General features: G+C 64.1%; 15 protein-coding genes. 9 read left to right on the top strand and 6 right to left on the bottom strand.

What is annotated here, in order from left to right; translation table 11 throughout:
• The first annotated feature begins 6 nt into the window (after window positions 1-6).
• On the top strand, window positions 7-1293 hold the full coding sequence (locus ACUYMZ_RS16560; protein ID WP_481604602.1) for an MFS transporter: 1287 nt from the start codon (window positions 7-9) through the stop codon (window positions 1291-1293).
• A gap of 10 nt (window positions 1294-1303) precedes the next feature.
• Here ACUYMZ_RS16560 and ACUYMZ_RS16555 read toward each other — a convergent pair whose 3' ends face one another.
• Entirely contained in the window at window positions 1304-3370 is a 2067-nt protein-coding gene (locus tag ACUYMZ_RS16555; protein WP_481604600.1) for a DUF6807 family protein, read from the bottom strand.
• A 244-nt stretch (window positions 3371-3614) separates the two neighbouring features.
• Between ACUYMZ_RS16555 and ACUYMZ_RS16550 the strand changes: the two genes are divergently transcribed.
• The 4 genes from ACUYMZ_RS16550 (at window position 3615) to ACUYMZ_RS16535 (ending at window position 6610) form a co-directional block, all read left to right on the top strand.
• Complete coding sequence (locus ACUYMZ_RS16550; RefSeq protein ID WP_481604598.1) at window positions 3615-4622, top strand: acetylxylan esterase; 1008 nt, start codon at window positions 3615-3617, stop codon at window positions 4620-4622.
• 220 nt (window positions 4623-4842) lie between these two features.
• Window positions 4843-5973: a 3-deoxy-7-phosphoheptulonate synthase gene (locus tag ACUYMZ_RS16545; RefSeq protein WP_481604596.1), complete on the top strand. Its 1131-nt coding sequence runs from the start codon at window positions 4843-4845 to the stop codon at window positions 5971-5973.
• Between the two features lie 152 nt (window positions 5974-6125).
• Entirely contained in the window at window positions 6126-6338 is a 213-nt protein-coding gene (locus ACUYMZ_RS16540; protein ID WP_426003913.1) for a helix-turn-helix domain-containing protein, read from the top strand.
• Window positions 6339-6511: 173 nt separating this feature from the next.
• The gene (locus tag ACUYMZ_RS16535) at window positions 6512-6610 is read left to right on the top strand and encodes a 30S ribosomal protein bS22 (protein ID WP_003792170.1); all 99 of its coding nucleotides are present in this window, start codon (window positions 6512-6514) and stop codon (window positions 6608-6610) included.
• Window positions 6611-6746: 136 nt separating this feature from the next.
• Here the strand turns inward: ACUYMZ_RS16535 and ACUYMZ_RS16530 are convergent, their stop codons facing one another.
• Together ACUYMZ_RS16530 and ACUYMZ_RS16525 are read right to left on the bottom strand one after the other, a co-directional pair.
• Window positions 6747-7709, bottom strand: a complete 963-nt coding sequence (locus tag ACUYMZ_RS16530) for an endonuclease domain-containing protein (RefSeq protein ID WP_481604594.1) — start codon at window positions 7707-7709, stop codon at window positions 6747-6749.
• A 180-nt stretch (window positions 7710-7889) separates the two neighbouring features.
• A complete protein-coding gene (locus ACUYMZ_RS16525; RefSeq protein WP_481604592.1) occupies window positions 7890-8705 on the bottom strand; it encodes an HAD family hydrolase in 816 nt (271 codons plus the stop codon).
• Window positions 8706-8805: 100 nt separating this feature from the next.
• Between ACUYMZ_RS16525 and ACUYMZ_RS16520 the strand changes: the two genes are divergently transcribed.
• Both ACUYMZ_RS16520 and ACUYMZ_RS16515 read left to right on the top strand, forming a co-directional pair.
• Window positions 8806-9060 (top strand): glutaredoxin family protein, encoded by a 255-nt coding sequence (locus ACUYMZ_RS16520; RefSeq protein ID WP_481604589.1) that lies wholly within the window; start codon window positions 8806-8808, stop codon window positions 9058-9060.
• 73 nt (window positions 9061-9133) lie between these two features.
• Window positions 9134-9841, top strand: a complete 708-nt coding sequence (locus tag ACUYMZ_RS16515) for a redox-sensing transcriptional repressor Rex (protein ID WP_426003908.1) — start codon at window positions 9134-9136, stop codon at window positions 9839-9841.
• Window positions 9842-9873: 32 nt separating this feature from the next.
• On the opposite strand, the gene ACUYMZ_RS16510 is transcribed toward ACUYMZ_RS16515, so the two are convergent.
• The 3 genes from ACUYMZ_RS16510 to ACUYMZ_RS16500 all read right to left on the bottom strand — a co-directional run bounded on the left by ACUYMZ_RS16510 (window position 9874) and on the right by ACUYMZ_RS16500 (window position 12416).
• A complete protein-coding gene (locus ACUYMZ_RS16510) occupies window positions 9874-10686 on the bottom strand; it encodes a GtrA domain-containing protein (protein WP_442424979.1) in 813 nt (270 codons plus the stop codon).
• A gap of 284 nt (window positions 10687-10970) precedes the next feature.
• The gene (locus ACUYMZ_RS16505; protein ID WP_481604586.1) at window positions 10971-11684 is read right to left on the bottom strand and encodes a hypothetical protein; all 714 of its coding nucleotides are present in this window, start codon (window positions 11682-11684) and stop codon (window positions 10971-10973) included.
• A gap of 180 nt (window positions 11685-11864) precedes the next feature.
• On the bottom strand, window positions 11865-12416 hold the full coding sequence (locus ACUYMZ_RS16500; RefSeq protein ID WP_426007598.1) for a YceI family protein: 552 nt from the start codon (window positions 12414-12416) through the stop codon (window positions 11865-11867).
• 199 nt (window positions 12417-12615) lie between these two features.
• Between ACUYMZ_RS16500 and ACUYMZ_RS16495 the strand changes: the two genes are divergently transcribed.
• Both ACUYMZ_RS16495 and ACUYMZ_RS16490 read left to right on the top strand, forming a co-directional pair.
• Complete coding sequence (locus tag ACUYMZ_RS16495; RefSeq protein WP_426003905.1) at window positions 12616-13281, top strand: histidine phosphatase family protein; 666 nt, start codon at window positions 12616-12618, stop codon at window positions 13279-13281.
• A 9-nt stretch (window positions 13282-13290) separates the two neighbouring features.
• Window positions 13291-13896, top strand: a complete 606-nt coding sequence (locus ACUYMZ_RS16490) for a TlpA family protein disulfide reductase (RefSeq protein WP_426003904.1) — start codon at window positions 13291-13293, stop codon at window positions 13894-13896.
• The last annotated feature ends 3 nt before the right edge of the window (window positions 13897-13899 follow it).

Below are 13899 nucleotides of genomic sequence, written 5' to 3'. Positions count from 1 at the left end.
GCCCCCGTGTCACCGCGCCCGCAGTCCCAGCGCTCCACGCAGAACACCCCGGGCACACCCCGGACCCCCTCAACAGACACCTGGCACTACCCTCTGCGGCATCACAACTACCGCATGTTCGTGGTGCTGTCGCTGGTGGGGAGCGGGGGAGTGTGGATGCAGCGCCTGGCCCAGGACTGGTTGGTACTGCAGTTGACCGGCAGTCCGGCGGCCGTGGGTCTTGCCGTTGCCCTGCAATTCCTGCCGATGCTGGTGGTGGGTCCCGTGGCAGGGGTGTTGGTGGACCTGTTCCCGAAGCGGCGGATCCTCCTGCTGTGCCAGTCGGTCGCTGTTGTTCTGGCGGCCGGGTTGGCCGCGTGGAATGCCGCGGGCGGAACGGATGTGTGGGTGGTCTACGCATCCTGCGTCGCTTTGGGAATCACCAGCGCCATCGATGGCCCCGCCCGCCAGGTGTTCGTCAACGAAGTGGTGGGCGACGCCGGACTTCCCGCAGCGATCGGGCTTAACAGCGCGATCGGGCAACTGGGTGCCATGGCCGGTCCGGCTTTGGCCGGCGTAGTCATTGCCCAGGCTGGTGCTGCAGCAGCATTTGCCGCCAACTCGGTGATCGGGGTGGCGGTGATCCTGATGATCATCGCGATCCGGCCCGGCGAACTCCATCACCCACCGGAACAGATCCTTACGGAACGACGTGGGCGGATCCTGGCCGGGTTCCACTTTGTGAGGGCCCGCCCACCCCTTGCGCTCATCATGCTTCTGGCCGGCCTTCTGGGAGCCTTTGGGATGAACGGTCCCGTGGTCCTGGCGGCTTTTGCGGACCGGGTCTGGCACAGCGGCCCCGCGGGGTTTGGCCTGTTCAACACCGTGAGCGCCCTGGGTGCATTGGCCGGTGCCTTGCTGGCACCGCGGATCAAGCGTTTTGGACGGAAGGGGATCGTGGCGAGCGCCGGGCTTTTCGGGCTCAGCCAATTGGTGGCCGCCCTGATGCCCCACCAGGAACTGTTCACCGTGATGCTGGTGGTGGTGGGTTTCATGACCCTGATGTTCCTGACCAGCGCAGCAACCGCCGTGCAGCTGGAAGCAGGGGCAGCCGTACGCGGGAGGGTCCTGGCCTTGTACTTCCCGTTGCTCCTGGGCGGCCACGCTCTGGGTGGCCTGCTGGCCGGTTGGCTCACGGAGGACTTTGGCGTGAGGGCCGGGTTGGTGGTCACCGGCGCGCTGGGCATGGCGTCCGCCGGCATCATCGGCTTGCTGCTGTGGCGCCATTCGCGGCGGTCGCGTCACACGATCTGAGACCTGGTGGTTATGTCCCGGACACCAGGTTTTCCACCTCTGCGGCGGGAAGGATGCCGTCGCTGATCCAGACGGCGTTGGTGCGGGAGAGGGAAATGCCACGGGCCAGCGACACCGGCTCCTCCCAGGCGAGCGCGGACCCGACTGCCGGGTAGCCCTCACACCGGACAAACCACGGGTCGGCAGACTCGGACGGTGCGGCGAACACCAAAGTGGCAGGGCCGCCGTCGAACTCTCCTGTCCAGGCCAGCCACGGCGCAACGGAACCGTGCACGTCTGGTTCGCCCTCAGCCGTGGAGGAGAAGACGCGCGGGGACCCATGGGCGGGAAGCCGCCAGAAGAACCCGCCGTAGCCGCTCCCGGCGGCGCCATGGGAGCCGGGGCTGCCCAGGGAGACATCCACGACGGCGGTCAGTTGCGTCCGGAAGCCAAGTCGCCAGGTGCGGGTGTCAAGGCGGGTCCGCTCGTAGCTGCGCTGTTCATGCATCAGCGGCTCGCCATCGGCTGTAAGCCATTCGAGGTGAAGGGTGGTGTTGTTGCTTCCACGGTGCACGTGACGGACTTCGATGCGGCCGTGGTCATCAAGATCCACATATTTGCCGGCAGTCCTGCGGTAACTGCGGCCACCCCAGAAATTCCAGCCGTTCACATCCTGGAGGGCGAAACCTGCGCCAAGATGCCACACATGGTCCGTCGGGAGGTGGTCTGTCACCGTGATACCGCCGGGCGTCCGCGCCGGGTGCACGTACGGCCTGGGGGAGAGGCCCTTCTCCAATGTCGCGCCGGTGCGCAGTACTGCTTCCGCGGCGGCGTGCGCGCCGGGATCCGCGCCCGGCGGGGCGGCGTGCGCGCCGGGGGAGAAGAGGTCCTGGGAGCCGTCAACGGCGGGGCGGGCCCAAGGCAGCCCGAGCCCGGAGAACGTGGCATGCGCCGATGTTGCGCGCTGGAGGGCGTCCTCGATCCCGCGGATCACTGCGCGCGCCTGGTCTCCCGAACCGACCCACTCAATGTACCGGGGGTCAATGGTGGCGGGATCTTCTGCTGTGCGGATCGCCTCCAGGACCTGCATGAATGCGCCGCTGTCCTCCAGGGGACTGAGCAGCGGCGTACCCTCCTTCAGGTGCTGCAGGAGGTTCTCCGTCAGGTCCTCGCGCCCGAAGTCGTGGGTGGTTTCGCCGGCCTCCGTGGTCACCGTGACGCGGTCCCCGGTGTAATGGAAAACTGCAGTTCCTTCCGTTCCCTGCAACGTGACGTAGGGCTCCACGGACTCCGACGCGCACAAGGTCAGTGCGCAGGTGATGGGCAGTCCGGCCGCTGTGCGGAGCTTGATGACTGAGGTGTCGTCCGATTCAATGTCGTTGGCGCGGTAGAGATCCGTTTCAACCGACGCGAGGTCATCTACGCTGCGGGCACCGGCAATCCGCAGGGCAGTGGCAATGGCGTGTGCCAGCGGATTCGTGGCCACTCCGTCCACGACGTCCACGCCGTCGAGGCTCCGCTTGCCTGCCCAACGCGATCTCTTGTAATAGGCGCGGTCCCGTACCCAGCGGCCGGTGGCGGAAATCCCCTTGAGTGTTCCGATGGCCGGAAGTTCCTCCGATGCACGGCCTTGGGCCAGGTGCGCCAGTGCGGCCAGGGCTTTTGATCCGAGGCTTTGAAAACCGACCTGGACGCTTCGGCCGGAGACCGCGGCTGCCTGTTGGAGTCGTTCGAAGTCCGCCATGGAGGCTACGGGTGGCTTTTCCAGGTAAAGATGGGCCGAAGATGCCAGGACGTCGAGGGCCAAAGGGGCGTGGGTCTGGATGGGGGTGGCCACAATAATGATGTCCGGGCGGTGGTTACCGCGCAGCAGGCCGCGAAGGTCCTGATGGATGGCAGTGGTCTCCGGCAGGCTGCCCGGCGCCGGCGGGTTGGGGTCGGCGACGGCAACCAGGTCCACTGTGCCATGGGCGCTGAGCCGTTCCAGGTTGCCCAGGTGGTGGGCGCCGAAGCCATGGACCCCCACCAAAGCAATCCGTACCGGCACCACGGGGTCGGGGGCCGGCTGGTGTGCGGACTCTGTGGAAGCGGTCTCCATGGGTCTCTCCTCTGGGGCGGGCAGGCGAGGGCGGCGGTTGGCACTTCCTTGGGCAAGCGCTTTCCGCGTGTCAGTGACAGTGTAGCGCGGACGGTCTGGAATGTAACGATTCAAGTCGAGCCCGGTTCCGCCCGCGCCACGTTGTCCTCAGATTAAGGGTCTGTGACAAGCGCCACTCCTTTATGACATAGGATGTCCTCAAGCTCCGCCCGACGTCACACCTCTTCTCTCCCTGGAACGGACCATGCCACTCTTCGACCTTCCCTTGGAACAGCTCAGCAATTACACCTCCAGTGCGGTCCCGCCCGCTGACCTCAACGCCTTTTGGGACCGGACCATCGCCGAAGCGCGCGACATCCCGCTCGACGCCGTTTTCGAACCGGTAGAGAACTACCTCAGCGTCATCGATACCTTCGATGTCACCTTCTCCGGCTTCGGCGGCGACCGGATCAAGGGATGGTTGCACGTACCGGCACACCTTGAGGCCGGGGAGCGCCTTCCGGTAGTGGTGGAGTACATCGGCTACTCCGGTGGTCGCGGGCTGGTGAACCAGAACACCCGCTGGGCGCAGGCCGGCTACGCGCACTTCATCATGGACACCCGGGGCCAGGGATACGGTGGCGTGTCCGGTGATACTCCGGATCCGCACCCGTCCGCCGGGGGCGTCAACTATGCCGGGCTCATGACCCGCGGGTCCGCCCACCAGGATGAGTACTACTACCGACGCGTCTATACCGACGCCTTCCGTGCGGTGGAAGCGGCACAGCACCATCCCGCCGTCGACCCTTCCAAAGTGGTCCTGACCGGCATCAGCCAGGGCGGCGGCATCACCGTCGCCGCTGCCGGGCTGGCGGCCGGAAGGCTCGACGGCGTGATCGCCGCCTTGCCCGACGTCCCCTTCCTGCAGGACTTCCCACGGGCGATCGACATCGCACCCCGCGGGCCCTACCCGGAAATCGCCTCGTTCCTCGGGCGGCACCGGGACCGGTACGAGTCCACGCTCGCCGTGCTGAATTACTTTGACGGGGTGCACCTTGGGCGTTTGGCCACTGTCCCGGCGCTGTTCTCCGCCGCCCAGATGGACGATATCTGCCCGCCTTCCACCGTGTTTGCCAGCTACAACAACTACGGTGCGTTGGGCGGATCCCCTGGGAAGGACATTGAGGTGTACCGCTTCAACAACCACGAAGGCGGCCAGGAACACCACTGGATCGCGCAGCTGCAGTTCCTGCGCAAAATATTGTCATCATGACGGACACGATTTGGCGGGTGTGAACCTGCGCGGTTATGGTGTGGCTATGACTAAGCGTTGGTATGCGTATTTTTCGTTGGCTCTGGAGGGGCCCGCGTCTAACTGACACGCATCCAACTTTCCTTCAGAGCCAACAGGGCAGAGATGATTCTCTGCCCTTCGCCATATCCGGCGGGTTCTGAAAAGGGGCCCGCTCCGTTTCCCGGACAGGACCCAGAACATGACCAGCATCGCCCCTGAATCTTCGTTGACCTCGGACAACGCCCAGCCCGCAACCTCCAATCTCCGCGTCGCCCGGTTCGAGCCGCTTCCGGCACCCCAGGACCTCATCGCTGAGTTGCCGTTGGACGCCCGCTCAGCAGCCGTCGTCGACCGTGGCCGTGATCAGGTCCGCGCCATCATGGACGGCGTGGACGACCGCCTCCTGGTGATCGTGGGTCCGTGCTCCATCCACGATCCCAAGGCCGGCCTGGAATACGCCCGCCGGCTTGTCAGCCAGGCCGAGAAGCACAAGGAAGACCTGCTGATCGTCATGCGGACCTACTTCGAAAAGCCGCGCACCACGGTTGGCTGGAAGGGCCTCATCAACGATCCGCACCTGGACGGCAGCCACGACATCGCCGCCGGACTGCGCGCGGCCCGCGGCTTCCTCAAGCAGGTCACCGCCCTGGGGTTGCCCACCGCCACGGAGTTCCTGGAACCCATCAGCCCGCAGTACATGGCGGACCTCGTCTCCTGGGGAGCGATCGGTGCCCGCACCACCGAGAGCCAGATCCACCGCCAGCTCGCCTCGGGCCTGTCCATGCCCATCGGCTTCAAGAACGGAACCGATGGCGACCTGCAGGTGGCCATTGATGCGTGCGGCGCCTCTGCCGCTGAGCAGGCCTTCCTGGGAATCGACGACGACGGCCGGGCGGCTTTGGTGGCCACCGCCGGCAACCCGGATACCCACGTGATCCTCCGCGGCGGACGCAAGGGGCCGAACTACTCTGCCGCTGACGTGGCGGCGGCCTCATCCAAGCTCGCCGCGAAGGGACTCAATCCGCGCCTGATCGTGGATGCCAGCCACGCCAACAGCGGAAAGAGCCACCACCGCCAGGCGGAAGTTGCACTGGAGATCGGCGCGCAGCTCGAAGCCGGGGCGTCCTCTCCCATTGCCGGTGTGATGCTGGAGAGCTTCCTGGTGGGCGGTGCCCAAAACCTGGATGTGGCAAAGCAGCTCGCGGGGGAGCAGGAACTGGTGTACGGGCAGAGTGTTACGGACGCCTGCATGGAGTGGGACGTCACGGCTTCCGTCCTGGAGCAGTTGGCTGCCTCGGCCCGGAAACGTCGGTTGGCAGTCGGGGAATAAGCGGGGAGTGCGGTCCCACTTTCCTGGAAGTGCTTTCACATTGGCCCCATCAGCCACTAGAGTATCCAGCACATGGTTGTTTGATGGCTCAGCATCGGCACACCGTTCTTTCTGGGGGTGTCTTACTGTCTGAGAGCAAAGGAATATGGGAAATGTCCGCAGAGACTAACTTCTCGAAGGCACGTTTCATGACGGTGGCTGAAGTGGCCGACGTCTTGCGTGTTTCCAAAATGACCGTGTACCGCCTGGTCCACTCAGGGGAAATGCCCGCCGTCAGGTTTGGCCGTTCCTTCCGGGTTCCGGAAGAGGCCGTGGCCCAGTACCTCAAAGGTGCCGTGGTGGACGGGCAGACGGAGACCGCCTGAGGCCTCCCATGGCCCGCTCCGTGGGCCGTGGTCACAGGGTGCCTCTTTGAAGCGGTACCCTGTTAAGGAACGTTTTACGTCATTGTAAGAATCTGTCAGTTGTACTGTCTGCTGCTTTGTCCGCGGATCCGTTCCAACAGACAGGACCTTCATCTAGTTTGTAAGGAACTTTCGTGGGTTCAGTTATCAAGAAGCGCCGCAAGCGTATGGCCAAGAAGAAGCACCGTAAGCTGCTTCGCAAGACCCGCCACCAGCGCCGCAATAAGAAGTAGAGATACTTCGCCAAGCGTGAATGCCCGTTGCCTGTCCAGGCGGCGGGCATTTTTGCATCCTCGGACGCTCTCTCACCGATCGTCCGGTTTGTCGGGACGCTCTCTTACCGATGGTCCGGTTTGTCGGGACGCTCTCTCACCGATCGTCGCGGAATCCCGACGCGACGGCTGGGTCGATCCAGCTGTTCCTCAGGGCCTTCTTGATTTTCGAGATTGCCTTTGCGAACCCATCTGCCAGATCCTCTTTTCCAAAGATGAGGACCGTCCAACCGGCCGCCGCAAAGGCTTTGTCCCGCCGTCGATCGCTGAAGTACTGTTCCTCCTCGAGGTGATGGCCGCCGTCGTACTGAATTGCCAGGCGCCGGGCACGGAAGCCGAGGTCCGCTGACGGAGAGAAAGGGTCGTCATCGCGGAGGCGTATCTGCAACTCGGGTTCGGCAAGGCCGGCGTCGAGCATGGCGAGACGGAGCATGGACTCCGGCGCCGAGTCGGCACCGACGCGCAGAAGGTTCAACGCTTCCCGCGCGCGGACCACTCCCTGGAGATTCTTGTGCCGGGACACCATGGTTCGTAATTCGGGGATTGAGGCGAAGGGGACGCTCCGGCCCTCAAATTCCGGTCGTGGGACCCGAATGAGCTGATCACCGATGCAGACAAGATCCTTCAACGGCAGTTGGCGTGCCAAGTCCAGCCATGTCCTGGAGCGGGTGCTCATCCACATGCCCTGCGTGAACTCGATCTCGGACTTGTCCAGGACCAGCGTGTGTCCGATGATGCCACGTCTTCGGACGGACGGCAGACTTCGCGGCTTGCTGAGGTGCAGTTCATTGGAATCGGCAAGCCAAGGAGGAAGCCAGAGGCCATGAAGTCGGGCAGCAGTTACATGGGATATCCAAGCACCAGGACTCGCGGCAGAGAGCGACCGTGCCGCAGCCGCCAGGTTGAAGTCCCAGTCGGCGGGACGATAGATCCCTTGACTGACACCCTCGATAGTGGCCTCTTTCCTGAGCTGCCTTTGTTCCAGGCCCGCAGCTCGCGCCTCTTTGAGGGTGAAGGGAGCAGAAGTCACCAGGGTAGGAAGGGGCGACGGTTTTTGCATACCGGCATTGTTTCCCAGGAAGGCCGATGCGTGCAGAAGTTATCCACAGGCTGCTGCCGCCAACCATGAAGGGGTGAGAGAGGGTTGGGGTGGGTGGGGGTTTTGGTGAGAGAGGGTTGGGGTGGGTGGGGGTTTTGGTGAGAGAGGGTTGGGGTGGGTGGGGGTTTTGGTGAGAGAGGGTCAGCGCCGGGTGCGGAAGCGGCTGAATCCCCGCCATAAGCCGTAGATGGCGCCGCCGACTGTGGCGGCCTTGAGGCCGAGGGTTGCGGCCCGGCGACCTGAACGGAAGTCATACACAGGCCAGTTGTTCTCCCGGGCGTGCCTGCGCAGGCGTGAGTCGGGGTTAATAACGACGGGGTGGCCCACCATGGTGAGGAGGGGGATGTCGTTGGCGGAGTCGCTGTAAGCCCAGCAGTGGTCCAGATCCAGACCTTCCTGCTCAGCCACCAGTTGGACCGCGACGGCCTTGGCGGGGCCGTGCAGGATGTCGCCGACGAGCCGCCCGGTGTACATGCCACCTTCGATCTCGCCCACCGTTCCCAGAGCGCCAGTCAAACCCAGCCTGGTGGAGATGACCGTGGCAACTTCGATGGGCGTTGCCGTCACCAGCCATACCGGCCGGCCCACCCGAAGATGTTGCTCCGCCAAGGCTTTGGTGCCCGGCCAAATCCTGGACTCGATCATCTCGTCGTAGACCTCTTCGCCAAGGGCCTTGATGTCATCGACCGTGATCCCTGCCGCGAGCGTCAAGGCGGAATCGCGAACCGCGTGGACATCGTCCATGTTCTCGCCCCGCAGGACAAACTTGAATTGCTTCCAGGCAAACCCCGCCGCCTGTGACAGCGTGAAAGCCTTGCGTTCGTACATTTTGCGCGCAACGTGGAAGAGGCTGGCGCCCTTCATCAACGTATTGTCGACGTCGAAGAAGGCAGCTTCGCCGGTGTGCAACTGTGCTCGGGCAGTCGCGGCGACAGCGGCGTTCTTCTCCTCGGGCATGCCTCGAGTCTAGTCAATTGCCGGTGTCCTGCGCTGAGGGCACACAAAAGGCGATGCCGGGGGTGGGATGTGAGAGAGGAGACGGGGTTAATGTGGAGTCATGGCTGCTCCCGACATCGTTCTCCTCACCAAAGCTGACTGCCACCTGTGCACCGAGGCGCGTGCCGCCGTCGGGCGTGTTACGACCGCCTTGGGGATCGAATGGACCGAGCGCGGGATCGACGGCGACCCCGACCTCCGGGACCGGTTCGCCGAGGAGATCCCGGTGGTTTTGGTCAACGGCGTGCAGCGCGACTTCTGGAAGATCGACGAGCAACGGTTGGAGCGCACCATCAGGAAAGTCATGGAAGCCTGAGCCTGTTAGGTTGCATGCGGCCGCTTTGGTTGAGCCCGGCAATGAGCCATAGAGTGGAACAACAAGCGACGCAATGGAGAACACCGTGACTGCGCTGGAACCGTCCCCGGGAGCTACAACCGGAGACAACGAACCTGCGGCAAAGCAGATCCCGCCCGCGGCCGTGGCCCGGATGACCCTCTATTTGCGCGCGCTCAATTCGTTGCTGGCCGAGGGCGTGGAGCGTGTCTCCTCGGAGGCGCTGGCCGAGGCATCCGGCGTCAGTTCATCGACGCTCAGGAAGGACCTCTCCTACGTGGGCTCCTACGGGACCCGGGGCGTGGGCTATGAGGTCCAATACCTGAGCCGCCATATTGCCGCCGCGCTCGGACTGACCCATGACTGGAAAGTGGCGATCGTCGGCGCCGGAAACCTGGGCAAGGCGCTGGCGCGGTACGGGGGGTTCGAATCCCGTGGTTTTGACGTTGTTGCGATCTTTGACGCCGATCCTATGGTGATCGGCAACGAGGTTGGGTGGCTGCGCGTCAGCGACTCCGCTGAACTGGAACGCGTCCTGGAACGCACCCATACCAACATGGTGGTCCTGGCACTGCCGGCCACGGTGGCGCAGGAAGTATGCGACCGGGTCATCGCTGCCGGCATCCGCAGCATCCTCAGTTTCGCCCCGGTCCTCCTCCAGGTTCCGCCCCACGTGAATCTCCGCAAGGTGGATATGGCCACCGAACTCCAGATCCTGGCTTACCACGCACAAAGGGCGCAGACACCGGGTCAAGCTGTGTAGCTCTACCGGGTCCGCGCCCTGTGCGTGATTCTTTAGCGGCCGTAGGGGTTCTGGTACGGGTTGCCGAACGCTTGCTGCTTCCGGAAGTACGGAGCCGACGCCGGCAGGTACAGCAGAACAATGGCCGCAACTCCCAGCAGGATCACCACCAGCTGGAGGAAGCCGTAGGTGGGACCGAGGGTAAACACGCTGGTCAAGCCGAAGACGGAAATCGCAGCGAAGACGGTGCCCAGGATGCGGGCCCAGTTCTTGCCCTTGCGGACCGGGAAGGCGACCAGTGCGTAAAGACCCAGGGAGATGATGGCTCCGATGACGCCGCTGACGGCAAAGAGGCCCTGCATGCCCTCGAAGGCCTCCGGCGGGAATTCCTGTCCCTGCCGTTCGGCCTCGGCAACCATCAGGTCAATCATCGGCTGCGCGCCGGAGAAGGCCAGGACCAGGGAGCTGATGGCGGAGAGGACGCCGGCGGCAATGATCATCCAGAAAGCGGTGTTGACCAACTGGGGAACACTGCTGGGCCCGGGCTGCTGGCTGGGCCAGTTGGTGTCCTGGCCGTACTGGGGCGCCTGCTGGCCGTAGGGGGAGGGCTGCTGGCCATACGGCGATTGCTGCCCGTACTGCGGGGCCTGTTGGCCGTACTGGGGCGATTGCTGTCCGTACTGCGGGGCCTGCTGCCCATACTGGGGCGCCTGCTGTCCGTACTGGGGAGCCGAAGGCTGTCCGGACTGCGGTGCCTGCTGCCCGTACTGGGGCGTCTGTCCATACTGGGGAGTGGACGGCTGGGAGCCCTGCTGCTCAGGCTGGGAATCGCCGGGGTTGGACGGCGGGTATGGAGGGTTGCTCATGGCATTCCTTTGCTTGGGTGGACTGCTGGTACCTCTGCCGGGAAAAGCAAAACCCTGCCCCCAGCGTGGTTCTGGTTCCACCGTACCTCCACGGTCCGGCGCGGGGGAGAATCACACGCTGGATTTCGCCCCTGAGCACCGCAAATCATCACGCGGGCGTACTCCTTGATGATGAAAGCCGCGGCCGGTCCAGTGGACCAGCCGCGGCTCCCGGCACTGTTTCGGTGCGAACCACGCATGCGGATGAATGCACGACGGCGGCAGCGCACCTGCCGTCGAATAGTTCAGGCGGTGCCCTTGACCGCCTTGAACCACAGCTGCGAGTTGGGCAGCCACATGAGGACGACGGCCACGGCGCTGACGAGGAAGCCGAACAGGTTGCTGCCCAGTCCGGAGCCTGCTGCGCCGAGGTTGGCCGCACCGAAGATGGCAAGGAGCAGGGAGATTCCTGCGATGACGGTCAGGGCCAAACGGGCCCATTCCTTTCCTTCCTTCATTTTCATGGCCAGGATTACCTGCGCCACAGCCACGGCGAGGCTGATGAGGAGCAGGACCAGGCCGATTGCGGCGAGCCCTGGCGCGAAGGCGAAGGCAGCAATGAGGGCGAAGAATCCGATCAACCCGAACAACAGGCCGAGAAGCCCCGAGATCACCCAGATGAAGTAGGAGACCTTCAGTTCCGTGGGAAGTCCCTGGGTCTTGAAGAGCCCGGAGAAGCCTCCCTGCGGCAGGACATCGTTGAAGTTCCTGGGACCGTCCGTGGGCATTTCAAAATGGAAGCCGCCGGACTGGCCTGGTTGCTGGTACCCGCCGCCCTGCTGGCCGGGCTGGTTGTGGGGACCCGGCTGCTGGTGCTGGCCGGGCGGGGACGAGGGCTGGTAGCCCTGGGGCGGTTGGTAGCCCTGCGGGGGCTGGTAACCCGCAGGCGGAACATTGCCGGGCTGCGGAGGCTGGGCGCCGGGCTGCTGTGGCTGTGGTGTTTCATCCGGGGTACTCATGGCATCACTTTAGACCGCAGGGTGCAGTAAACATAGGCAATTTGGCGGGTACTGGAGGCAACTTGCGCGGGCCGGACCGGTGCACCCGGGAGGGCCCTCCCGCCAAAGCCGGCTTAAAGCAGAACGGCGCCCCTGGCCGAAGCCAAAAGGGACGCCGTTCAGGCAGGGGTTGCCGGGAACTTAGGCAGCAGCCGGAGCGATGAAGGCGAGTTCGAGGTTGATGACAACCTTGTCGCTGACCAGCACGCCGCCGGCCTCGAGGACGGCGTTCCAGGTAAGGCCGAACTCCTTGCGGCTAATGGTGGTTTCGCCGGAGACGCCGGCGCGGGTGTTGCCGAAGGGGTCCACGGCCACGCCATTGAATTCGGTCTCGATGGCAACTTCCTTCGTGACACCCTTGATGGTGAGATCGCCCACAAGGTCGAAGCCGTCGCCGTTTGCCTTGACGTGGCGGGAGACGAAGGTGATCTCCGGGAACTTCTCCACATCGAAGAAGTCCTCGCCCTTGACGTGGCCGTCACGGTTGGCGTCTCCGGAGTCGAAGCTGGCGGTCTGGATGGAGGCGGTGACCTTGGAGTCGGTGAGGGTCTCGCCGACCTCGAGGGTTGCCTCGGCTTCCTTGAACTGGCCGCGGACCTTGCTGATGCCGGCGTGGCGCACGGTGAAGGCGATTTCGCTGTGCGAGTTGTCCAGGGTCCAGGTGCCGGTGGTGACGTTGGCGGGAAGGGTCATCATGCTTGTTGCTCCTCTTAGTGGAAGGTTCCGGTGCTACCCCGGGTGATTACTTGAAGCGTCAACCGAGGTTCGTATCCAGTATAAACATGCATATGCATCTTTTATTCCAACGTGACGGAACTTTTTGGGAAATCTTTGAGTTCTACTCTCGGTAGAAGATTTCAGATCGCTACGTATCTTTGAGAAACTGGTAAACATGCCCCAAGCAACTGTCCATCTGCTTCGCCATGGCGAGGTTCATAATCCCGATGGCGTCCTGTATGGCCGGCTGCCCGAGTTCCACCTCTCCGAGCGGGGCCGGGAGATGGCCCGCATGCTCGCCAACCACTTCGCCGAACGAGCCCGCCAAGGGTCCAATATCGTCCATCTCGTGGCGTCGCCCCTGACGCGCGCGCAGGAAACCGCGATGCCTACGGCCGAAGCCCTGGGGCTTGAAATCCACACCGAGCCCCGCATCATCGAGGCCGAGAACCACTTCGAGGGGCTGCACCCCACGCGCAGTGAATTCCTGAAGCCCAAGCACTGGTTCTACTTCCGGAACCCCATGCGGCCATCGTGGGGAGAAGCCTACAAAGACCAGGCCGCGCGAATGCTGGCCGCGGTGGAGGATGCCAGGCTCGCAGCGATCGAAGCAGGGGGAGACGGGGCCGAGGCCATCATGGTCAGCCACCAGTTGCCCATCTGGACCACGCGCCTCACGGCCGAGGGGCGCAGGCTTGCGCATGATCCCCGCAAACGCGAGTGCACCCTGACGTCCTTGACGTCACTGGTCCTGGATGATCGCGGCAGGATCGTCCGCGTCGACTACAGCGAGCCGGCTGCCGTCCTGCTTCCCGGTGCCGCCAGCACCCCCGGAGCGTGAAAGCGAATCATGGATAACAACCCCTCCCGCCGCGGTGTCCTGTCTGCCGGCGGAGTGCTCCTTGCAGGGCTCACCATGGGTCTGTCCGCCTGTGCCCAAAAGGACTCCCTGGCCGACCAGGCACGCGCCGGCGACAACAAGAACTACGTGGCCGGCGATGGCTCCGTGACCGAGTTCGCCAAGGCCGACCGCAGCGCCCCCGTGCAGCTCCAAGGCACCCTGTTCAACGGCTCCTCCGTCAAGCCGGAAGACATCGTCGGCAAAGTCACCGTGCTGAATTTCTGGTTCGCCGCGTGTGCGCCCTGCCGTGTCGAAGCCCCTCAGTTGGAGGCCCTCCACCAGGAGTTCAAGGACCAGGGCGTGCAGTTCTTCGGCGTGAATCTCCGGGACGAGAAAGCCACGGCCGAAGCTTTCGACAAGACCTTCAACATCACCTACCCCAGCTTCAATGACCAGGACGGAGCCGTGTTGCTCTCCGTGTCCGGGATCGTGCCTCCGGGCGCCGTGCCTACCACGCTGGTCCTGGACAAGGAGGGCAGGGTGGCATCCCGCGTGCTTGGCGAGATCGAGAAGAGCACTTTGAAAGCGCTCATCACCACCGCGGCAGCCGAGTAGCCA

The sequence above is a fragment of the Arthrobacter sp. T572 genome, assembly GCF_056780115.1.
This window is presented reverse-complemented; position numbering and strand designations above follow the sequence as displayed.

What these genes read in the sequence shown, in the direction of transcription:
- ACUYMZ_RS16555 (WP_481604600.1), bottom strand. Translation starts at nt 3,370, where the DNA reads ATGGAGACCGCTTCCACAGAGTCCGCACACCAGCCGGCCCCCGACCCC.
- ACUYMZ_RS16550 (WP_481604598.1), top strand. Translation starts at nt 3,615, where the DNA reads ATGCCACTCTTCGACCTTCCCTTGGAACAGCTCAGCAATTACACCTCC.
- ACUYMZ_RS16545 (WP_481604596.1), top strand. Translation starts at nt 4,843, where the DNA reads ATGACCAGCATCGCCCCTGAATCTTCGTTGACCTCGGACAACGCCCAG.
- ACUYMZ_RS16540 (WP_426003913.1), top strand. Translation starts at nt 6,126, where the DNA reads ATGTCCGCAGAGACTAACTTCTCGAAGGCACGTTTCATGACGGTGGCT.
- ACUYMZ_RS16530 (WP_481604594.1), bottom strand. Translation starts at nt 7,709, where the DNA reads ATGCAAAAACCGTCGCCCCTTCCTACCCTGGTGACTTCTGCTCCCTTC.
- ACUYMZ_RS16525 (WP_481604592.1), bottom strand. Translation starts at nt 8,705, where the DNA reads ATGCCCGAGGAGAAGAACGCCGCTGTCGCCGCGACTGCCCGAGCACAG.
- ACUYMZ_RS16520 (WP_481604589.1), top strand. Translation starts at nt 8,806, where the DNA reads ATGGCTGCTCCCGACATCGTTCTCCTCACCAAAGCTGACTGCCACCTG.
- ACUYMZ_RS16515 (WP_426003908.1), top strand. Translation starts at nt 9,134, where the DNA reads ATGGAGAACACCGTGACTGCGCTGGAACCGTCCCCGGGAGCTACAACC.
- ACUYMZ_RS16510 (WP_442424979.1), bottom strand. Translation starts at nt 10,686, where the DNA reads ATGAGCAACCCTCCATACCCGCCGTCCAACCCCGGCGATTCCCAGCCT.
- ACUYMZ_RS16505 (WP_481604586.1), bottom strand. Translation starts at nt 11,684, where the DNA reads ATGAGTACCCCGGATGAAACACCACAGCCACAGCAGCCCGGCGCCCAG.
- ACUYMZ_RS16500 (WP_426007598.1), bottom strand. Translation starts at nt 12,416, where the DNA reads ATGACCCTTCCCGCCAACGTCACCACCGGCACCTGGACCCTGGACAAC.
- ACUYMZ_RS16495 (WP_426003905.1), top strand. Translation starts at nt 12,616, where the DNA reads ATGCCCCAAGCAACTGTCCATCTGCTTCGCCATGGCGAGGTTCATAAT.
- ACUYMZ_RS16490 (WP_426003904.1), top strand. Translation starts at nt 13,291, where the DNA reads ATGGATAACAACCCCTCCCGCCGCGGTGTCCTGTCTGCCGGCGGAGTG.